General features: G+C 72.7%; 22 protein-coding genes, 1 tRNA gene and 2 pseudogenes. 19 read left to right on the forward strand and 6 right to left on the reverse strand.

The features are described from left to right. The 11 genes and pseudogenes from eno to RMN98_RS12350 form a co-directional block, all read left to right on the forward strand. Window positions 1–303, forward strand: a pseudogene (gene eno, locus RMN98_RS12300) (phosphopyruvate hydratase); the annotation flags it as partial. 17 nt (window positions 304–320) lie between these two features. After that, window positions 321–917: a septum formation initiator family protein gene (locus RMN98_RS12305; RefSeq protein ID WP_309649106.1), complete on the forward strand. Its 597-nt coding sequence runs from the start codon at window positions 321–323 to the stop codon at window positions 915–917. Then, window positions 914–1,447: a DUF501 domain-containing protein gene (locus RMN98_RS12310; RefSeq protein ID WP_309649107.1), complete on the forward strand. Its 534-nt coding sequence runs from the start codon at window positions 914–916 to the stop codon at window positions 1,445–1,447. Before RMN98_RS12305 ends, RMN98_RS12310 begins: the two co-directional genes overlap by 4 nt. Further along, window positions 1,444–2,337, forward strand: coding sequence for an exopolyphosphatase (locus RMN98_RS12315; protein WP_309649108.1), 894 nt, complete (start codon window positions 1,444–1,446; stop codon window positions 2,335–2,337). The genes RMN98_RS12310 and RMN98_RS12315 overlap by 4 nt, the downstream gene beginning before the upstream one ends. Before the next feature lie 72 nt (window positions 2,338–2,409). Then, window positions 2,410–2,676, forward strand: coding sequence for a hypothetical protein (locus RMN98_RS12320; RefSeq protein WP_309649109.1), 267 nt, complete (start codon window positions 2,410–2,412; stop codon window positions 2,674–2,676). A gap of 36 nt (window positions 2,677–2,712) precedes the next feature. Next, a complete protein-coding gene (locus tag RMN98_RS12325) occupies window positions 2,713–3,546 on the forward strand; it encodes a uracil-DNA glycosylase (RefSeq protein WP_309649110.1) in 834 nt (277 codons plus the stop codon). Beyond that, the gene (locus RMN98_RS12330) at window positions 3,543–4,073 is read left to right on the forward strand and encodes an ACT domain-containing protein (RefSeq protein WP_309649111.1); all 531 of its coding nucleotides are present in this window, start codon (window positions 3,543–3,545) and stop codon (window positions 4,071–4,073) included. Before RMN98_RS12325 ends, RMN98_RS12330 begins: the two co-directional genes overlap by 4 nt. 11 nt (window positions 4,074–4,084) lie before the next feature. Continuing rightward, window positions 4,085–4,624: a peptide deformylase gene (locus RMN98_RS12335; protein WP_309649112.1), complete on the forward strand. Its 540-nt coding sequence runs from the start codon at window positions 4,085–4,087 to the stop codon at window positions 4,622–4,624. A gap of 61 nt (window positions 4,625–4,685) precedes the next feature. Then, a tRNA-Leu gene (locus RMN98_RS12340) sits at window positions 4,686–4,759 on the forward strand. Window positions 4,760–4,804: 45 nt separating this feature from the next. Further along, complete coding sequence (locus RMN98_RS12345; RefSeq protein ID WP_309649113.1) at window positions 4,805–5,494, forward strand: methyltransferase domain-containing protein; 690 nt, start codon at window positions 4,805–4,807, stop codon at window positions 5,492–5,494. Between the two features lie 173 nt (window positions 5,495–5,667). Then, window positions 5,668–6,540, forward strand: coding sequence for a Bax inhibitor-1/YccA family protein (locus RMN98_RS12350; RefSeq protein WP_309649114.1), 873 nt, complete (start codon window positions 5,668–5,670; stop codon window positions 6,538–6,540). 297 nt (window positions 6,541–6,837) lie between these two features. Here RMN98_RS12350 and RMN98_RS12355 read toward each other — a convergent pair whose 3' ends face one another. Next, entirely contained in the window at window positions 6,838–7,254 is a 417-nt protein-coding gene (locus RMN98_RS12355) for a hypothetical protein (RefSeq protein ID WP_309649115.1), read from the reverse strand. 99 nt (window positions 7,255–7,353) lie between these two features. Further along, a complete protein-coding gene (locus RMN98_RS12360; protein WP_309649116.1) occupies window positions 7,354–8,412 on the reverse strand; it encodes an SGNH/GDSL hydrolase family protein in 1,059 nt (352 codons plus the stop codon). A 37-nt stretch (window positions 8,413–8,449) separates the two neighbouring features. On the opposite strand from RMN98_RS12360, the gene RMN98_RS12365 reads away from it, so the two are divergent. The 6 genes from RMN98_RS12365 to RMN98_RS12390 all read left to right on the forward strand — a co-directional run bounded on the left by RMN98_RS12365 (window position 8,450) and on the right by RMN98_RS12390 (window position 14,019). After that, a complete protein-coding gene (locus RMN98_RS12365; RefSeq protein WP_309649117.1) occupies window positions 8,450–9,862 on the forward strand; it encodes a cystathionine beta-synthase in 1,413 nt (470 codons plus the stop codon). 157 nt (window positions 9,863–10,019) lie between these two features. After that, window positions 10,020–10,532, forward strand: a complete 513-nt coding sequence (locus RMN98_RS12370) for a hypothetical protein (protein ID WP_309649118.1) — start codon at window positions 10,020–10,022, stop codon at window positions 10,530–10,532. Window positions 10,533–10,657: 125 nt separating this feature from the next. After that, the gene (locus RMN98_RS12375; RefSeq protein WP_309649119.1) at window positions 10,658–11,152 is read left to right on the forward strand and encodes an OB-fold domain-containing protein; all 495 of its coding nucleotides are present in this window, start codon (window positions 10,658–10,660) and stop codon (window positions 11,150–11,152) included. Next, entirely contained in the window at window positions 11,149–12,339 is a 1,191-nt protein-coding gene (locus RMN98_RS12380; protein ID WP_309649120.1) for a lipid-transfer protein, read from the forward strand. Before RMN98_RS12375 ends, RMN98_RS12380 begins: the two co-directional genes overlap by 4 nt. Window positions 12,340–12,341: 2 nt before the next feature. Continuing rightward, the gene (locus tag RMN98_RS12385; protein ID WP_309649121.1) at window positions 12,342–13,145 is read left to right on the forward strand and encodes an enoyl-CoA hydratase; all 804 of its coding nucleotides are present in this window, start codon (window positions 12,342–12,344) and stop codon (window positions 13,143–13,145) included. A gap of 25 nt (window positions 13,146–13,170) precedes the next feature. After that, window positions 13,171–14,019 (forward strand): hypothetical protein, encoded by an 849-nt coding sequence (locus RMN98_RS12390; protein WP_309649122.1) that lies wholly within the window; start codon window positions 13,171–13,173, stop codon window positions 14,017–14,019. Here RMN98_RS12390 and RMN98_RS12395 read toward each other — a convergent pair. The 4 genes from RMN98_RS12395 to RMN98_RS12410 are packed head-to-tail and all read right to left on the reverse strand — an operon-like array spanning window position 13,968 to window position 17,096. After that, window positions 13,968–14,516, reverse strand: coding sequence for a GNAT family N-acetyltransferase (locus RMN98_RS12395; RefSeq protein ID WP_309649123.1), 549 nt, complete (start codon window positions 14,514–14,516; stop codon window positions 13,968–13,970). The genes RMN98_RS12390 and RMN98_RS12395 overlap by 52 nt on opposite strands. Further along, window positions 14,513–14,878 (reverse strand): YchJ family metal-binding protein, encoded by a 366-nt coding sequence (locus tag RMN98_RS12400; protein ID WP_309649124.1) that lies wholly within the window; start codon window positions 14,876–14,878, stop codon window positions 14,513–14,515. The genes RMN98_RS12395 and RMN98_RS12400 overlap by 4 nt, the downstream gene beginning before the upstream one ends. Beyond that, the gene (locus RMN98_RS12405; RefSeq protein ID WP_309649125.1) at window positions 14,875–15,711 is read right to left on the reverse strand and encodes an adenylate/guanylate cyclase domain-containing protein; all 837 of its coding nucleotides are present in this window, start codon (window positions 15,709–15,711) and stop codon (window positions 14,875–14,877) included. Before RMN98_RS12405 ends, RMN98_RS12400 begins: the two co-directional genes overlap by 4 nt. Then, on the reverse strand, window positions 15,708–17,096 hold the full coding sequence (locus RMN98_RS12410; RefSeq protein ID WP_309649126.1) for a wax ester/triacylglycerol synthase family O-acyltransferase: 1,389 nt from the start codon (window positions 17,094–17,096) through the stop codon (window positions 15,708–15,710). Before RMN98_RS12410 ends, RMN98_RS12405 begins: the two co-directional genes overlap by 4 nt. 120 nt (window positions 17,097–17,216) lie before the next feature. On the opposite strand from RMN98_RS12410, the gene RMN98_RS12415 reads away from it, so the two are divergent. Beyond that, window positions 17,217–18,611, forward strand: a complete 1,395-nt coding sequence (locus RMN98_RS12415) for a magnesium chelatase (RefSeq protein ID WP_309649127.1) — start codon at window positions 17,217–17,219, stop codon at window positions 18,609–18,611. Beyond that, window positions 18,604–19,826, forward strand: a pseudogene (locus RMN98_RS12420) (hypothetical protein); the annotation flags it as partial. The gene RMN98_RS12415 and the pseudogene RMN98_RS12420, both read left to right, overlap by 8 nt.

A 19,826-nucleotide genomic window follows, 5' to 3' on the forward strand; every position in this document is an offset into this window, starting at 1 on the left:
GGCCAGGCCAACTCCCTGCTGGTCAAGGTCAACCAGATCGGCTCGCTGACCGAGACCCTCGACTCCGTCGAGCTGGCCCACCGCAACGGCTACCGCTGCATGATGAGCCACCGCTCCGGCGAGACCGAGGACACCACGATCGCCGACCTCGCGGTCGCCACCAACTGCGGCCAGATCAAGACCGGCGCCCCGGCCCGGTCCGACCGCGTCGCCAAGTACAACCAGCTCCTGCGCATCGAGGACGACCTCGGCGACGCCGCGCGCTACGCCGGCGCCTCCGCGTTCCCGCGCTACCAGGGCTGACCCCGGAGCGACACGACATGGCCGACTCCCGACGTACGCCGCCCCGCGGGTCCCGCCCGCGGGGTCGCACGGGACCCGGACGGTCGACGTCCACCGCACGCACCGGGCGCCAGCCTGCGGTCGCGGCCCGGCCCGGCGGCAGCGCCGCGGCCTCCCGCGGCGACGGTCAGCGGCGACCTCGGCTGACCGGGCGGGCTGCGATCCTGGTGCTCGTCGTGGCGGTGCTCGCCGTCTCCTACGCCTCCTCGATGCGGGCCTTCCTCGAGCAGCGCGCCGAGAACAACGCCTACCTCGAGGAGATCGCGCAGCGCTCGGCCAGCATCGACGACCTCGAGCGCGAGAAGCGCCGCTGGAACGACCCGGCCTACGTGCAGGCCCAGGCGCGCGAGCGACTGAGCTATGTCATGCCCGGCGAGACCTCCTACATCGTCCTCGACGAGGACGGCAACGCCCTCGAGAGCGAGTCGGAGCTGCGTGACCCCTCCGAGGTGGACGCCGACCAGGTGCCCGAGGCCTGGTGGGGCAAGGCCTGGGACTCCGTGCAGCTCGCCGGTCGCCCGCCCAAGGCCGAGCCGCCGCCGCTGACCGAGATCGACGGCTCCCAGCAGCCGTGATCGACCCGACCGACGAGGCGGCCATCCACGCCCAGCTGGGCCGGGAGCCGCGTGCCATCCACGCCGTGGGCCACCGCTGCCCCTGCGGCAACCCCGACGTCGTCACGACCGAGCCACGCCTGCCCAACGGCACGCCGTTCCCGACGACCTTCTACCTCACCTGCCCGCGCGCCGCGTCGCTGATCGGCACCCTCGAGGGCTCGGGCCTGATGAAGGAGATGCAGGCGCGCCTCGGCGAGGACCCCGAGCTCACCGCCGCCTACCGCGGCGCCCACGAGGCCTACCTCGCCTTCCGCGGCGAGCTGGCGCGACAGTCCGGCCACGACGTCCCCGAGATCGAGGGCATCAGCGCCGGCGGCATGCCCGACCGGGTCAAGTGCCTCCACGTGCTGGCCGGCCACGCGCTCGCCGCCGGCCCGGGTGTCAACCCGCTCGGTGACGAGGTGCTCGCGCTGCTCGGGGAGTGGTGGGCCGCCGGACCGTGCGTCTCCGCCGAGTCCGCCGGGGGCGTTGAGGCCGGCGACTCGTGATCGCGGCGATCGACTGCGGCACCAACACCATCAAGCTGCTCATCGGGGACCTCCCCGAGGTCGCCGTGCGTGAGGCCCGGATGGTGCGCCTGGGCGAGGGCGTCGACCGCACCGGGCGGCTCGGCGACGAGGCGCTGGCGCGGACCTTCGCCGCCATCGAGGAGTACGCCGAGCTGGTCGCCGCCCACGACGTCACCCGGATCCGCTTCTGCGCGACGTCCGCGACGCGCGACTCCGCCAACGCCCAGGATTTCTCCGACGGGGTCTTCGCCCGGCTCGGGGTGCGGCCCGAGGTGCTCGCCGGCGAGGAGGAGGCGGCGCTGGCCTTCGCCGGCGCGGTGCGCAACCTCGCGTCGCGGCCCGACGAGCCGGTGCTGGTCGTCGACATCGGCGGTGGCTCGACCGAGCTGGTCCTCGGCACCTCCGCCCCGACGGCCGCGCACTCGATGGACATCGGCTCGGTGCGGCTCCACGAGCGGCACCTGCACGACGACCCGCCCACGGCCGCCCAGGTCGCCGCGTGCGTCACCGACATCGACGCCGCGCTCGATGCCTCGCCGGTCGTGATCGGCGAGGCCGCCACGGTCGTCGGGGTGGCCGGGACCGTGACCACGGTCGCCGCGGGGGTGCTCGACCTGCCGGTCTACGCGCGGGAGGCGATCGACCAGCAGGTGCTGGCGGTCTCTGCCGTGCACGACCTCGTCGACAGGCTGGTCGCGATGCCCGTCGCCGAGCGGCTCACGCTGGGTTACCTGCACCCCGGCCGCGCCGACGTGATCGACGCAGGGGCGCTGATCCTGTCGCGGGTCCTGCGCCGCTCCGGGGTCGCCACCCTGCTGGTCTCGGAGTCCGACATCCTCGACGGGATCGCCTGGTCGATCACGCCCTGAGGCCTCCTCGCGGTTTGTCGCGTGGACCGATCGGGCACCGAACCGGCTGACCCCCACCGAAGGAGCACCACCATGAGCAAGCTGTCCCTCCTCGCCGCCGGCGGCGTCGGCTACGTCCTGGGCGCCCGCGCAGGACGCGAGCGCTACGAGCAGATCAAGCTCCAGGCCCAGAAGGTCGCCCGCAACCCCCAGGTCCAGGACGTCGCCCAGCGCGCCAAGGACGAGGCCGCCGCCCAGGCGACGGCTGCCGCCGGGGTCGTCAAGGACAAGGTCACCGACGCCGCGTCGGCCGCCGCGGACAAGGTGCGCCAGGAGACCTCGATCAACCCTGCTCCCTGAGCACGCTCACGCAGTGACGGGCGGGAGGATGGTCGCGTGACCCTCCTCCCGCACCCGTCCGTCGGTGGGGCCTTCGCCTCGCCCGTGCCGGCCGGCACCGGCTGGCCGGGTGACCCCGCACCACCCGACACCGACGTCGCGACCTCGCCCTCCGGCGTACGACGCCTGGCGCGGAGCGCCACCCTCCCCGACCTCGACGCCCGGATCAGCGTCTGTCGCGCCTGCCCCCGCCTGGTCCGCTGGCGCGAGGAGGTGTCTGTCGCCAAGCGCGCGGCCTACGCCGACCAGCCCTACTGGGGCCGCCCGATCGCCGGCTTCGGGGCCGAGGCACCGCAGGTGCTGGTCGTGGGGCTCGCACCGGCGGCCCACGGGGCCAACCGCACCGGGCGCGTCTTCACCGGCGACCGCTCCGGCGACTGGCTCGTCGCGAGCCTCCACCGGGTCGGCCTCGCCGGTCAGCCCACCAGCGTCGACGCCGCCGACGGGCTCGCCCTGGTCGGCACCCGCATCGTCGCGGCGGTGCGCTGCGCCCCGCCGCAGAACAAGCCGACCACCGAGGAGCGCGCCCGCTGCGCTCCCTGGCTCGACCGCGAGCTGGCCCTCGTGGCGCCCTCGCTGCGGACCGTGGTGGCGCTCGGCTCGATCGGGTGGGACGCCGCCCTGGGGGCTTTCCGCGGCGCGGGGTGGGGCGTGCCGACCCCCAAGCCGCGCTTCGGCCACGGCGCGTCGGCGGAGGTCACCACGCCCCACGGCGAGGTGCTGCTGCTCGGCTGCTACCACCCCAGCCAGCAGAACACGTTCACCGGACGGCTCACCGAACCCATGCTGGACGACGTGCTCGGTCGCGCCGCTGCCAGAATGTCGCCGTGACCCCGTCCTCCACGCTGCACGCCATCACCGTCCTCGGCCATGACCGGCCCGGCATCATCGCCGAGACCACCGGTCGCCTCGCCGACCTCGGGCTCAACCTCGAGGACTCCACGATGACCCTCCTGCGGGGTCACTTCGCGATGACGCTGATCTGTGCCGGTGCCCCGGAGGCCGACCAGATCGAGGCCGCCCTGGCCCCACTGACCACCGACGGCACGCTCACGGTGACCGTGCGGGAGGTGCCGGTCGAGCAGCCTGCGGCGAGCGACGGCACGCCCTGGGTGCTCACCGTCCACGGCGGCGACCGCGCCGGCATCGTGTCGTCGGTCGTCACCGAGGTGGCCCGCGTCGGCGGCAACATCACCGACCTCACCACGCGGCTGGCCGGGGACCTCTACCTGCTCATCGCCGAGATCGACCTGCCCGCCTCGGCCGACGTCGCTGCCGTCGAGGCCGCGATCCGGTCGGTGGCCAGCGACCTCGGGGTCGGCGCGACGCTGCGCCCGGCGGAGGCCGACGAGCTGTGAGCGACGATCGCGTGTCCTCCTGGACGGAGGACGAGCTGGGCGTGCCCGGGAGGGTGCTGCCCGTCGTACGCGCCCCGGAGCCGGTGCTGTCCACCGCGGGTGCCGACGTCGACCCGACGTCTCCCGAGACCGTGCAGCTGGCGGCCGACCTGGTCGCGACGATGCGGGTCAGCCCCGGCTGCGTCGGCCTCGCGGCGCCCCAGGTGGGCGTGAGCGCGCGGGTGTTCTGCGTCGACGTGAGCGAGCACCCCAAGACGCGGACGGGTCACGGCACCTTCGTGCTGTGCAACGCGGAGGTCGTGGAGTCCAGCCGCAACGAGAAGGCTCGCGAGGGCTGCATGAGCGTCCCCGACCTCACCGGGGACGTGAAGCGCGCGTCGCGGATCGTCGTGCGGGGCGCGCTGCCCGGCACCGGCGAGGTCGTCACCGTGACGACCGACGCCTTCGAGGCCCGGGCGCTCCAGCACGAGATCGACCACTGCGCCGGGCTGCTCTTCCTCGACCGGGCCGCCGGCGCGCACGCGATCTACGCGCGCAAGACCTACTTGTAGCGTGACGTCATGCGTTGCGAGGAGTCGACTCCACGTGCCGTATGACGTTGCCGACCACCTCGCCCCCGTATCCCAATCGGCAGAGGAAGCCGCCTTAAAAGCGGCCCAGTGTGGGTTCGAGCCCCACCGGGGGCACCCGGACTTGCGTTCAGGTCGACCCGGAGCGGCACAGTGGTCCCCATGAGCCACGACCACCACGCCCACGACGCCCACGACGCCCACGAGGCCCCGACCGACATGCCGGCCGACATCACGGACCTCTACAGCCAGGCGACCTGGGACACCCGCTACGCCGAGTCCGACCGCGTCTGGAGCGGCAACCCCAACCCCCGTCTCGTCGAGCACGTCGCCGATCTCACGCCCGGGCGCGCCCTCGACGTCGGCTGTGGTGAGGGCGCCGACGTCGTCTGGCTGGCCGGCCAGGGCTGGCAGGTGACCGGCGCCGACGTGTCCCCGGTGGCGCTGGCGAAGGCAGGAGCGCACGCCGCCGAGGCCGGCGTGAGGGGCAGCGTGGAGCTGGTGCAGGTCGACGTCATCGCGGGGGAGGCCCTGCCGGGAGGCCAGGACCTGGTCTCGGTGCAGTTCTTCCACCCCCCGGCCGAGATGTTCGTCGAGGTGCACCAGCGGCTGGGTGCCGCGGTCGCTCCCGGTGGCCACCTGCTCGTCGTCGGTCACCACCCCGACGACCTCGCCACCGGCGCGCGTCGTCCGCACGGTCCCGACCTGCTGTTCACGCCCGAGCGGGTCGTCGCGGCGCTCGACCAGGCCGACTGGGAGATCGTCGTCGTGGCCGCACCGACCCGCGAGCACCAGCACGCGGACGGCCCGGTGACGGTGCGCGACACCGTCGTGCTCGCGAAGCGCCGCTGACCTGCGGCTTCTCCGCCGTACGCCGGACACCTGTGGGGTTCCTGAGAAACCTCTCATGTGGGGAACGTCCGGGCCCGGGGCGGCGTTGTTCACGGTGAAGGCCCCTAGACTGGGGGTCTTGACAGGGTCCAGCCGTCACGGAGACGGTGACCAGGCCTCCAAGGAGGAGACCAATGCAGAGCAACAACCCGGTGTTCGCCCGCTCGGAGGAGTTCCAGCGCGGTGGCGCGAACGCCAATGGCAACCACACGTACGCCGGCAACGGTGCTGCCTACCAGGGCTACGGCACCGACCCGGCCCAGTGGGGGACGGGCGAGCCCGGCACGGGCATGCCGCCCCAGGCGCCCGTGTCCCAGGGGCCCATGACGATCGACTCGGTCGTCCAGAAGACTGCCATCTCGCTCGGCGTCGTCATCGTGACGGCCCTGGCGACGTGGATCCTGACCCCGGACCTCGCAGGCGCGACCGCCGAGGACCTCGGTCCGCTCTACCTCGCGATGATCGTCGGCTCGCTCGGCGCCTTCGCGTTGTCGATGGTCAACTCCTTCAAGCGCGTCGTGAGCCCGGCCCTGGTGCTGGCGTTCTGTGCGCTCGAGGGTGTGGCGCTCGGTGCGATCTCGAAGGTGTTCGACGCGCAGTTCGGTGACGGTGTCGTCTCCGGCGCCGTGATCGGCACCTTCGCGGCCTTCGCCGGCACCCTGACCGCCTATAAGGTGCTCAACATCAAGGTGACCGACAAGTTCCGCAAGTTCGTCATCGCTGCCGTCTTCGGCATGATCGGCCTGAGCCTGATGGAGCTCGTCCTGGGCATGTTCGGCGCCCAGATCGGCCTCTTCGGCGTCAGCGGACTGGGCATGGTGACCGCGGTCGCCGGCCTCGTCCTCGGTGTCTTCATGCTGATCATGGACTTCGACTTCGTCGAGCAGGGTGTCGCCAACGGCATCCCGGAGCGCGAGTCCTGGCGTGCGGCGTTCGCCATGACGGTGAGCCTGGTCTGGATCTACACCAACCTGCTCCGCATCCTGGCGTTCTTCAGCCAGGACTGATCAGGGCGGTCGACACGCTCGACCGACAACCGCACACCGCAGGGCCCCGGGGATCTCCCCGGGGCCCTTGCCGTTGCCCTGCCGCGGCGGTGGTGCGTCGCCGCTCAGCGCGGTCGCGGCGGCCGCTCCATCAAGGTATGTCGACGAACCGCCACTCCCCACGGCGTGCACCCCGTGGGAGGTGGCGTTTCACCGTGGGAAGTCCTGCCGCTCGACCGTGGGAGGTGGCGTGTCGGCTGCATACCTTGATGAAACGGCCCGGCAGCCGGCCGAGCAGCCCCGCCAGGCAGCGCGAGGTCAGCCGACGAGGTCGGGGTGGGCGTCCGCGCGGTCGCGGACGGGTGCCGCGAGGTTGACCTGGTCGACGAGCAGCGACCCGTCGGGGGCGCAGGTGGCCAGGACCGTGACCTGGAGCGGACGCTGCGTGCCGTCCGCGAGCACGACGGTGGGGTGGTCGGTGACCCAGAGCCGGTCGGCGCTCTCGCTGACCCGTGGCGAGGGCCCGCCGACGAGCCGGTGGCCGGCGGGGGCGAGGTCGCCGAGACGCGCGATCACCGTCCTGAGCGACAGCCGCTCCTGGGTCAGCTCCACCTCGTCGGTGACGACGCAGACGGCGCCGGCGGAGAGACGTGGCACGAGGGGCGCGACGTCACCGCTCGAGATCGCGTCGTACGCCGATCCCAGCAAGGTGAGCAGGTCGTCCGAGGCCGTCATGGGTCAAGCCTGACCCGGAGGAGCCCGGCCTGTCCGCAGAATGCACGAACACAGTGGGTGAACTCCGCGTGGCAGCGGCGCTGACAGCCCCTCAGCCGCTCAGCTCGCTGTCACCACCGGGGGGTCGGACCCGGGCTCGTCGTGAGCGTCGTCGGTGTCCTCGGCGTCGGGGCCCTCGCCGGCCGACTGCGGACGGCGCCGGCGGTGCCGCAGCTCGACCCACAACCCGCGGACCCCGGCGCGGTTGCCTGCGACCTCGGTGCCGCCGAGCTCGGTGCCCGGGGTGTTGACGGCCTGGACTGCGGCGGCGGCGATCGGCAGGACGCCCTCGCCGCGGTAGGCCTCGGGCAGGGCCTCGTCGTCGGGCGCGAGCCCGAGCGCGGCCAGGGCCGAGGGGAGCAGCACGTTGGCGAGGGCCTGGTAGCCCTCGGCAGAGGGGTGGAACTGGTCGGGACCGAAGAGCAGCGCGGGAGCGGCGAGGAACTCGGGGCCCAGGATCGAGCCGAGGGAGACCGTGCGGCCGCCCTCCTTGATGACCGCGATGGTCTGGGCTGCTGCGAGCCGGCGCGACCAGGCGCGCGCGACCTGCTTGAGCGGGGGAGCGATCGGCTTGATGGTGCCCAGGTCGGGGCACGTGCCGACGACGACCTGGACGCCGGCCTCGGCGAGTCGGCGTACGCCCTCGGAGAGGTGGCGCACCGACTGCGACGGCAGCACGGTGTGGGTGACGTCGTTGGCGCCGATGAGGATGACGGCCACGTCGGGCTCGATCGGCAGGGCGCGATCGATCTGGCCGGCAAGGCCGGAGGACTCCGCGCCGACCTTGCAGAACTCACGCAGGTAGACACGGCGGTCGGCGTTCTCCGCGATGCCGTTGGCCAGCACCGCGCCCGGGGTCTCGGTGACCAGGTCGACGCCGTAGCCGGCAGCGCTGGAGTCGCCGAGGAGCGCGATCTTGAGCGCCGGACCGGGTCGCCCGCGGCCGTACCAGCCGGTCGCGTCGGGCGGCGGCTCGTCGCTGGTCCGACCGATCGCCTTGCGCGCGACCTTGGCCTCGACCTTCATGACACCGAAGAGTCCGGCGCCCAGGACGGACAGACCTCCGCCGCCGTATGCAGCGGCTGAGGCCAGCTTTCTGGCGGCTCCGGCTTTCCCCACGCGCGACACTCTACGAAAGGAGCCTTAAGGTCGTCGTGTGCAGTACGTGAACAGTGTCCTCGACCTGATCGGCAACACCCCGCTCGTGCGCCTGTCGCGCACCCTGGACCTGGCGGGGGGAGGTGGCGACGGCACGGTCCCCGAGAGCGGTCCGCTGGTGCTCGCCAAGATCGAGTACCTCAACCCCGGCGGCTCCGTGAAGGACCGCATCGCGACGCGGATGATCGAGGCGGCCGAGGCGTCCGGCGCGCTGCAGCCCGGCGGCACGATCGTCGAGCCGACGTCGGGCAACACCGGGGTCGGGCTGGCGATGGTGGCCCAGCAGAAGGGCTACCAGTGCGTCTTCGTCTGCCCGGACAAGGTCTCGGTCGACAAGCGCAACGTGCTCAAGGCCTACGGCGCCGAGGTCGTGGTCTGCCCGACCGCCGTCGCGCCGGAGCACCCCGACTCCTACTACAACGTCTCCGACCGCCTCGCCTCGCAGCCCGGCGCCTGGAAGCCCGACCAGTACTCCAACCCCCACAACCCGCGCTCGCACTACGAGACCACCGGACCCGAGATCTGGGCGCAGACCGAGGGGCGCATCACGCACTTCGTGTGCGGCATGGGCACCGGGGGCACCATCAGCGGCGTCGGTCGCTACCTCAAGGAACAGAACCCTGACATCCAGGTGATCGGCGCCGACCCCGCGGGCTCGGTCTACTCCGGCGGCACCGGCCGTCCCTACCTCGTCGAGGGCGTGGGCGAGGACTTCTGGCCCGAGACCTACGACCGCACCGTCGCCGACCGCGTCATCGAGGTCTCCGACGCCGACTCCTTCGCCTTCACCCGTCGTCTGGCCCGCGAGGAGGCGCTCCTCGTGGGTGGCTCCTGCGGCATGGCGGCGTGGGCCGCGCGGCAGGTCGCGCAGGAGCTCGCCGGCACGCCCGAGGGTCGCGACGCGGTCATCGTCGTGCTGCTGCCCGACTCCGGCCGCGGCTACCTCACCAAGATCTTCAACGACGAGTGGCTCGCGCAGTACGGCTTCTCCAGCGGCCAGGCCCATGCCCAGACCGTCGGCGAGGTCCTGCGCGGCAAGGCCGGCCAGCTGCCCGAGCTCGTGCACACGCACCCGAGCGAGACCATCGCCGAGGCCGTCGCCATCCTCCAGGAGTACGGCGTGTCCCAGATGCCCGTGGTGCGCGCCGAGCCCCCGATCGTGGCCGCCGAGGTCGCGGGCTCGGTCTCCGAGCGCACCCTGCTCGACGCCCTCTTCGCCGGCTCCGCCAAGTTGACCGACCCGGTCGAGGACCACATGTCCCCCGCCCTGCCGACCATCGGCTCGTCCGAGGACGCCCGCGATGCGGTCGGCCTGCTCGAGTCGGCCGACGCGGTCCTGGTCCACGAGGACGGCAAGCCCGTGGGCGTGCTCACCCGCCAGGACCTGCTGGCGTTCCTCGCCCGCGGCTGAGGCTCGCCCGGGCGGTGACCTGTGGGCGGTGTGGCCGGGTGGGGATCGCCCACAGCGCACCGCTGGCGGTGGGTCTAAGAGCACCCTCATCACCGGCTCACGGAGGGCTCACGGCGGCTGCCTAGCGTCAGCGGCTCACCGACCTCAGGAGAACCTCGTGAAGACCTTCCTCGCAGCCATCCCGCTCGCCCTCGCCGGATCCCTCCTCGTCGCGGCACCCGCATCGGCCGACGACCGGGTGTGCCGCGGCACCATCGGCGCCAAGGCCATCGACGGCGACGTCGTGGTGCCGAAGGGCGCCAGCTGCACGCTGCTCGGCAGCCGAGTGGACGGCAACGTGCTCGTCAAGGGCAACGCGACCCTGGTCGCCCGCGGCGTGAAGGTCGGCGGCAACATCCAGGCCGACAACCACCGCCGCGTCGTGGTGACCACGCGCGACGGGTCGAAGTCGCGCGTCGAGGGCAGCGTCCAGCTCAAGCAGGGTGGCGGCGGCACGCTGCTCGGCATGGTCGTCAACGGCGACATCCAGCTCTTCGGCAACGACGCCCGCTTCACCGTGCGCGGCAACCGTGTCGACGGCAACCTGCAGTGCAAGTCCAACCGCCCCAAGCCGGTCGGTGGCAACAACGTGGTGGAGGGCGACAAGGAGGACCAGTGCCGCGGCCTGTGAGGGCACCGGCACGCCGTGGTCTCGACGGGCGCTCGCGTCGGCGCGTGACCGGCGCGTGACCGCGCTCGACCGACGTACGCCGTCGATGTCATGATGAGAACCTGTTCTAGTTTTCAGGAGTTCCCATGACACAGACGTCGACGCCGGCCATCGAGGGCTGGTTCACGACCGGTGACGAGCCGGCCCTGATCGGGTCGCGGTGCACGGCGTGCACGACGGTCTTCTTCCCGCGCACCGCCGGCTTCTGCCGCAACCCGGCGTGCTCGGGGGAGGAGTTCGAGGACGTCGAGCTGTCGCGCCGGGGCCGCATCTGGTCCTACACGGACGCCCAGTACCAACCCCCGCCGCCCTACGTCCCCACCCACGCCGACAGCGAGGCCTACGTGCCGTTCGCCCTGGCCGCCGTCGAGCTGGCCGAGGGCATCACGGTGCTGGGGCAGGTGGCGGCCGGCTACGGCGTGGCCGACCTGCAGGTCGGCCACGAGGTCGAGCTGGTCGTGGAGACGCTCTACGCCGACGAGTCCGGGGACCGGTCGATCTGGCGCTGGAAGCCGGTCTCGACAGGCTCGACCAACGGAGTTCACGGCTCGACCGACGACATGGCAGGGGCGGACGCATGAGCAACGACGTCGCCGTGGCCGGGGTCGGCATGCACCCCTGGGGCAAGTGGGGCAAGAACTTCGTGACCTATGGCGTGCACGCCGCGCGCGCGGCGCTGGCCGACGCCGGCATCGCGTGGACCGACGTCGACCTCGTGGTCGGCGGCGAGACGGTGCGCAACGGCTACGGCGGCTACGTCGCCGGCGCGACCTTCGCCCAAGCACTGGGGTGGAACGGCGCCCGCGTCGCCACGTCGTACGCCGCCTGCGCCACCGGCGCCCAGGCGCTCGACACCGCCCGCGCCCGGATCCTCGCCGGGCTCTGCGAGGTGGCGCTGGTGGTCGGCTCCGACACCACTCCCAAGGGCTTCCTCGCGCCCAACGCCGGCGAGCGGTGGGACGACCCCGACTGGCTGCGCTTCCGGCTGCTCGGCATGACCAACCCGGCCTACTTCGCGCTCTACGCGCGTCGCCGCATGGATCTCTACGGCGCCACGCAGGCCGACTTCGCACAGGTCAAGGTCAAGAACGCCAAGCACGGGCTGGCCAACCCCAACGCGCGCTACCGCAAGGAGGTCAGCGTCGAGGACGTCCTGTCCAGTGCGGTCGTCTCCGACCCGCTGCACCTGCTCGACATCTGCGCCACCTCCGACGGCGCCGCCGCGGTGATCCTCACCAGCGTCGACTACGCCCGCCGGCACGGCCTCACCAACCCGGTGCGCGTCAAGGCGGTCTCGACGGTCACACCGACCTTTCCCAACACCGTCATGGACATGCCCAACCTCTCGACCGACTCGAGCGCCGTCGCGGGGGTTCCCGAGCGCACCTTCAAGGAGTCGATCGCGCACGCGGCCTACGAGGAGGCCGGGATCGGCCCGGAGGACGTCAGCCTGGCGGAGGTCTACGACCTCTCCACCGCCCTCGAGCTGGACTGGATGGAGGACCTCGCGCTCTGCAAGCGCGGGGAGGCCGAGACCCTGCTGCGCGCCGGCGACACGACGATCGGTGGCAGCATCCCGGTCAACCCGTCCGGTGGCCTGGCCTGCTTCGGCGAGGCGGTTCCGGCCCAGGCGCTGGCCCAGGTGTGCGAGGTGACCTGGCAGCTGCGCGGCCAGGCCGAGGGTCGCCAGGTGGAGGGCGCGCGCGTCGGCATCACCGCCAACCAGGGACTCTTCGGGCACGGCTCCTCGGTGATCCTGGCCGTCTGACGATGGCGTACGTCGAGGTGTCGCGGCCGGCACCGCACGTCGCGGTGGTCACGCTCAACCGCCCCGAGCGGATGAACGCGATGTCCTTCGACGTGATGGTGCCCTTCCGCGACGCGCTCCTCGAGGTCGGGGCGGACACCGAGGTGCGCGCGGTCGTGGTGACCGGAGCGGGCCGGGGCTTCTGCTCGGGCGCCGACCAGGAGTCGGCCGGTGTGCCGCCGGGGCTGGGCGAGCTGACCCCGCCGACCTACGCGCTGCGGGCGATGCAGCTGCTGGAGGACGTCGTGCTCACCCTGCGCCGGCTGCCCCAGCCGGTGGTCGCCGCGGTCAACGGTGCCGCGATCGGCGGTGGCCTGTGCCTCGCGCTGGCCTGCGACCTGCGCCTGGCCGCGCCGGCGGCGTACTTCCGGGCAGCGGGCATCAACAACGGACTCACGGCCAGCGAGCTGGGGCTGAGCTTCCTGCTGCCGCGGGCGATCGGGTCCACCCGCGCCGCCGAGCTCATGCTCACGGGGCGTGACGTGCACGCCGAGGAGGCCGAGCGGATCGGGCTGGTGAGCAGCGTGCACGACGACGTCGTGGCCGCCGCCGTCACGACGGGTGAGCGCATCGCCCGCCTGTCGCAACCCGGCGTCGAGCTCACCAAGAAGTCGCTCCAGGCCGGCCTCGCGGCGACCTCGCTCGAGGCGCACCTGACCTCCGAGGGTCTCGGCCAGCTCTACCTGCGGCTGCTCACCGACAACTTCGAGGAGGCCTCGTCGGCGCGTCGGGAAGGGCGTGAGCCGGTCTTCCGCGACCGCCGCTGACGCACGGGGCGTCTAGCCTGGGCTGATGCCCGGAACCTCCCGACCGACCTGCCTCGGGCCCCCACCGGAGGTGCTCGACCTCTTCGCCGTGCCCGAGACCGTGGAGCCGCTGCCCGGTGGCCAGGGGCGCAGCGTCAGGGCCGGCGACCTGGTCCTCTCACCCGACCGCGACCCCGAGGTGCTGGTCTGGCTCAACCCCGTCCTCGCCCGCCTCGCGGTCCAGCTCGACGAGCGACCCGGTCGCAGCCTGCGCGACCTGCGCATCGCCATGCCGGTGCCGGCGCGCGACGGCTCGTGGGCGGTCGGCGGTTGGGGGGCCAGCCGCTACGAGCCCGGCACCGTCGCCTGCGACGACCTCGCGGTGCTGTCCGCCACCGCCCACGTCCTGCACGCGGAGCTCGCGGTCGCCGTGCCGGACCGGCCCGACGGGCTGTCCGCTCGCGAGGACCGCTGGGCGCGGGCCGAGCGGCAGGCCTTCGGCGAGCAGCCGCTGATCACCCCGGCCGGCCCCGGCACCGACCTCGCCGTCCGGCTGCACGCGGCGATCGACGACACCGACCTCGGCCCCGACCAGCTCGTGCACGCGGACCTCGCCGGCAACGTGCTCCTCGACGCCTTCGGCGCCCCGGTCGTCATCGACGTCGCCCCGTCCTGGCGCCCGGTCCGGTGGGCCGAGGCCGTCTGCGTGCTCGACGCGGTGATGTGGCTCGGAGCGCCGCTCGGTGCCCTTGCTGCGTGGGCGCACGGGGTGCCTCGTCAGGCGATCCTGCGGGCCGCACTCTTCCGCGTCCTGGCCGATGCGCCCGACGTGGACGTCGCGGCCTACGAGCGGGCGCTCGGCCCGGTGCTGGCTGACGAGTCCGTCGACGGGTAGGGCGGCAGGGCCATCAGCAGGACGTCGGGGACGTCCTCGCTCATCCACGCGAAGCGGTCCGACCCGACCTCGACCCAGCCGCGGTCGCGGTAGAGCCTGACGGCCGGCTCGTGGACGGGCACCACGTCGAGCACCGGCACCTCGCCGCGCGCGCGGACCCATGCGACCGCCGTGTCGAGCAGGAGCGACCCCACGCCCCGGCCCCGCGCCGCCAGCCCGGTGAAGAGGGCGGAGACCATGCCGAAGGCGGCCGCGCCCGTCGCCTCCGTGAAGCGCGGCACCAGCTCCTCGGGGTCGCCGACGCTCACGTGACCGACCACCGCACCGTCCAGCTCGGCGACCCAGGCCCGCCGGTCGTGGCGACGCACCAGGAACTGCTCGGCGGGAAAGGGCAGCGGCCACCGGACCGGGTAGGACGACACGGCCTGCTGCTCGGCGAGCAGCTCGACCAGGCGAGCGAGGTCAGTGTCTCGTCGCTCGCGCACCACGATGCTCACGGTGCCTCGCCGACGTAGACCCAGCGCCCACCGCGCTGCTCGAAGAGGCTCCGCTCGTGGCGCTGCCCGGCGACGCCGCCCCGTGAGTACGACGCCACGAACTCCACCCAGTCCTCGCCCGACCCGAGGACCTCCAGGCCCGTCCACGTCAGCGACGGGTCCGGCTCGAGGTCGTCGGGGCGGGTGCGCGGGTGCCACGTGCGGAAGACGTGGTCGAGGTCGCCCACGGCGTAGGCCGCGTAGCGCGAGCGCATCAGCTCCAGCGCGGTGGCGGCCCGGGCGGCCTGACGGTGCAGGCGACCGCAGCACGCGTCGTAGGTCGCCGTGCTGCCGCACGGGCACTCCTGCTGGAGCCGCCTCACAGGCTGGCCCGCCGGCGCTCGACGCGGTAGAGGTCGTGGCGACCGGGCAGGCCGCGCAGCTCGACGTCGGCCGCCTTGACGAGCGTGACGGCCGCGTCGTCATCGAGGGCTCCGAGCACCGCGCCGCTGGCCAGGACCTCACCGCCCACGGCCTTGTCGGCGACGCGGGCGGCCATCGCCACGTTGCGCCCGAAGTAGTCGCCGTCGCGGCTCACGACCGTGCCGGTGTGGATGCCGATGCGCACCCGCACCGGGCGCAGTCGCGCGTCGAGGCTGCGGCCCAGGTCCTTCTGGATGCCCAGGGCGGCCCGGCAGGCTGCCTCGGCATCGCGGAAGGCGACCATGAAGCCGTCGCCGGCGGTCTTGACGACCTGACCGCGGTAGCGGTCGACGCGCGAGCGCACCAGCTGGTCGTGGGCCGCCAGGAGCTTGACCCAGGCGGCGTCGCCGAGCCGGTGGTTGAGGGAGGTGGAGCCTTCGATGTCGGAGAAGAGCAGGGTGACGGTGCCGTCGGAGGCGGCCAGGTTGACGATCTCGGTCCGCTCGTCGGCCGCCCAGCTCGCCAGGTCCTCGAGCGACCGCTCGAGCAGCCCGGCGATGCCGTGGTCCCGCACCCGGCTGGCGGTCTCGACCACCCGTCGTACGGCGCGCTCGGTCGCTGTCGCCGCGGGTCGGGGGCGCAGTGCGGCGTCCAGGTCGGCCTCGAGCTGGGCGGAGCGCTCCTGCTCGGCGACCAGCTCGGCGCGGGCTGCCGACAGGCGCTGGCGGGCCACGGCGAGCGTCGCGCCCAGCGCCAGGACCGCGACCGCGAGGACGACGGCGAGCGCGGTCATGGCACCAGCGCGGCCTCGAGCCGGTCGAGCTCCTCACCGGCGTAGACCGCAATCTTCTGCAGGCTCGGGATCGAGTCGCGACACCCGGTGAAGCCGATGTTGAACTCGCCGTCGTAGGAGACGGCGGTGATGTTGAGGGCCTGGCCGTTGAAGAGCAGGCTGACGGGGTAGATCTCCTCCATGCGCGAGCCGTCGAGGTAGCGGGTCTCGGCGGGCCCCGGCACGTTGGACACGACGATGTTGGACGCCGGGCGACCGCGACCACCGACACCGAGGATCGCCTGGGTGAGGAAGGGCGCCATCAGCACCGCCGTGTAGGCCGTCATCGCCGTCCCGGTGACCTCGGGCAGGCGGGCCTTGCCGGACGCCGTCGAGGCCTTGATCGCCGCGATCCGCACGACCGGGTCCTCGAGGTCGGTGCCGAGCGTGGCGTAGAGGAAGGTGATCGCGTTGCCGACCGATGCGGCCGTGCCCTCACGCACCGAGACCGGCACGTTGGCGGTCAGGGTCTCCGAGGGCAGCTCGTCGTGCTCGATGAGGTAGCGGCGCAGGGCCCCACCGCAGATCGTGAGGAACACGTCGTTGAGGCTGGCGTCGGCCGCCTTCGCGATGGTGCGCAGCCGCTCGATCGAGTAGTGCTGGGTGGCGAAGCGCCGGGGGGTGTGGATGCGGCCGTTGAAGATCGACTTGGGGGCACGGAACGGCACCGCACGGTCGTTGTCGCTGCGACCGGTCACCGTCTCGGCGTACGTCCGGGTGAGCGAGCCGAGCACGGTCGCGCCGCGGCGCAGCGGCCCCGGCGCGGAGGCGGGCTTCTCCAGGGCGGTCGAGGGCTTGGGCTTCGCAGGGATCCCCGACTGGTCGGGGCCGCGGGTGCCGACCGCCCACGGCGGCAGCATGCCGCGCGTCGCCGGGTCGGCCGAGAGGATGCGGCGCAGCAGGCGGATGCCGCCGACGCCGTCCACCTGCGAGTGGTGCGCCTTGATGTAGAGCGACCAGCGGTCCTCCTCCAGGCCCTCGATGACGTGGCACTCCCACAGGGGGTAGCGGCGGTCCATCTTGGCGGAGTGCAGCCGGGAGACCAGGACGCCGAGCTCGCGCTGCGAGCCCGGGGCCGGCAGCGCGGAGTGGCGCAGGTGGTAGTCGAGGTCGATCTCCTCGTCGGGCACCTCCACCCAGCTGGGCACCGGGGTCTTCTTGAAGAGGTAGTTGAACGGCGGGGCGAAGTCCTTGACCTCACGCCACCGGGCCACGAGGTCCGCGACGAAGGTCGGCTGGTCCTCGGGCACGCGGAAGGTCGCGAGCATGCCGACCTGCATCGGCGTCCGGTGGCTCTCCGCGAACAACCACGCCGAGTCGTTCACCGCCAGCAGCTTGCGCCCCATGTCACTCCTTCGTCCTGCTCCCGCCGTGACCCTAGAGCACTCACCCGGCCCGTGGCAGCCGTCTTGGAGAGCGCTCCAGGAGCCTGCTCCACGTTGCGGCAGGGGCGTAGGTTCGAGGACGTGACTTCCTCTTCGGCTCCCACCATCTCCACCGTCGGCGAGCTGCGCCAGTCGGGCCACGTCGCCAAGACCCTGCGCACCGAGATCCGCGACAACCTCCTCGCCGCCCTGGCCGAGGGCCGCGACCCGTGGCCGGGCCTGCACGGCTTCGGCACGACGGTCATCCCGCAGCTGGAACGGGCGCTCATCGCCGGGCACGACGTCGTCCTCCTCGGCGAGCGCGGCCAGGGCAAGACCCGCCTGCTGCGCACCATGGTCGGCCTCCTCGACGAGTGGACCCCGGTCATCGCCGGCTCCGAGCTCGGGGAGCACCCCTTCGAGCCCGTCACCACCGCGTCCCAACGACGAGCAGCCGAGCTCGGCGACGACCTGCCGGTCGCCTGGCGTCACCGCGACGAGCGCTATGCCGAGAAGCTCGCGACCCCCGACACCTCGGTCGCCGACCTGATCGGCGACGTCGACCCGATGAAGGTCGCGGAGGGCCGCTCCCTGGGTGACCTGGAGACCATCCACTTCGGGCTGATCCCGCGCAGCCACCGCGGGATCGTGGCGATCAACGAGCTGCCCGACCTCGCCGAGCGGATCCAGGTCGCGATGCTCAACGTGATGGAGGAGCGCGACATCCAGATCCGCGGCTACGTCCTGCGGCTGCCGCTCGACGTGCTCGTCGTGGCCAGCGCGAACCCGGAGGACTACACCAACCGCGGGCGGATCATCACCCCGCTCAAGGACCGCTTCGGCGCCGAGATCCGCACCCACTACCCGCTCGAGCTCGACGCCGAGATCGCGGTCATCCGCCAGGAGGCCGAGCTGGTCGCCGAGGTGCCCGACCACCTCGTGGAGATCCTGGCCCGCTTCACCCGCAACCTGCGCGACTCCTCCTCGGTCGACCAGCGCTCGGGCGTCTCGGCCCGCTTCGCGATCGCCGGCGCCGAGACCATCGCGGCCGCGGCGATCCACCGCGCGACCGTGCAGGGCGAGGACGCGGCCGTGGCCCGGGTCATCGACCTCGAGACCGCGGTGGACGTGCTCGGCGGCAAGATCGAGTTCGAGTCCGGCGAGGAGGGCCGTGAGGACGAGATCCTCACCCACCTGCTGCGCACCGCCACGGCAGAGACCGTCCGGGCCCACTTCCGCGGGCTCGACTTCGCGCTGCTGATCGACGCGATCGAGTCGGGCTCGATGGTGACCACGGGCGAGCAGGTCACCGCTCGCGACTTCCTCGCCGGCCTGCCGGTGCTCGGCGAGTCCGAGCTCTACGACGAGATCTGCGACCGCCTCGGGGCCACCAACGACGGCCAGCGCGCCGGCGCGATCGAGCTGGCCCTCGAGGGTCTCTACCTCGCGCGCAAGATCAGCAAGGACTCCGACGGGTCCGAGACCGTCTATGGCTAGGCTCCGCCGCGCGTCGCGCTACGGCAAGTACGCCGGCGGCGACCCGCTCGCCCCGCCGGTCGACCTCGCCGAGGCCCTCGACGCCATCGGCGAGGACGTCATGGCCGGCTACAGCCCCGAGCGGGCGATGCGCGAGTTCCTCCGCCGTGGCGGCCAGGACCGCCAGGGCCTCGACGACCTGGCGCGACGCGTGGCCGAGAAGCGCCGCGAGCTGCTCCAGAAGCACAACCTCGACGGCACCCTGGCCGAGGTCAGGGAGCTGCTCGAGAGGGCGGTGCTCGAGGAGCGCAAGCAGCTGGCCCGCGACGCGATGATGGACGACGCGGACCGGGCCTTCGCCGAGATGCGCCTGGAGAACCTGCCCACCTCGACGTCGGCCGCCGTGCAGGAGCTCGGCGACTACGACTGGCAGAGCCGCGAGGCCCGCGAGGACTACGAGAAGATCAAGGACCTCCTCGGCCGCGAGATGCTCGACCAGCGCTTCGCCGGGATGAAGCAGGCCCTCGAGAACGCCACCGACGAGGACCGCGCGGCGATCAACGAGATGCTCCAGGACCTCAACGGGCTGCTGGAGAAGCACGCCCGTGGTGAGGACACCGCCGAGGACTTCGAGCAGTTCATGGACAAGCACGGCGACTTCTTCCCGGAGGACCCCGAGAACATCGACGAGCTCCTCGACTCCCTGGCCCAGCGCGCCGCCGCCGCCCAGCGGATGCGCAACTCGATGACCCAGGAGCAGCGCGACGAGCTCGACGCCCTGGCCTCGCAGGCCTTCGGATCGCCCGAGCTGATGCAGTCGCTGTCGCAGCTCGACGGCAACCTCCAGGCACTGCGCCCCGGCGAGGACTGGGGCGGCTCGGAGAGGTTCGACGGCGAGCAGGGGTTGGGTCTCGGCGACGGCACCGGCGTGCTCCAGGACCTCGCCGAGCTCGACGCACTGTCCGACCAGCTCTCGCAGTCCTACGGCGGCGCCCGCATGGACGACGTGGACCTCGACGCCCTCTCGCGTCAGCTCGGAGACCAGGCGGCCGTCGACGCGCGCACGCTGAAGGAGCTCGAGAAGGCGTTGCGCGAGAGCGGCACCCTGCGCCGCGACTCCAGCGGCCAGCTCAAGCTCACGCCCAAGGCGATGCGCCAGCTCGGCAAGGCGCTGCTCAAGGACGTCGCGGACAAGATGTCGGGCCGGCAGGGCCAGCGCGACCTGCGCCAGGCCGG

This window comes from Nocardioides sp. (assembly GCF_031397825.1).
In the GTDB taxonomy this organism is placed as follows: Bacteria; Actinomycetota; Actinomycetes; order Propionibacteriales; family Nocardioidaceae; genus Nocardioides.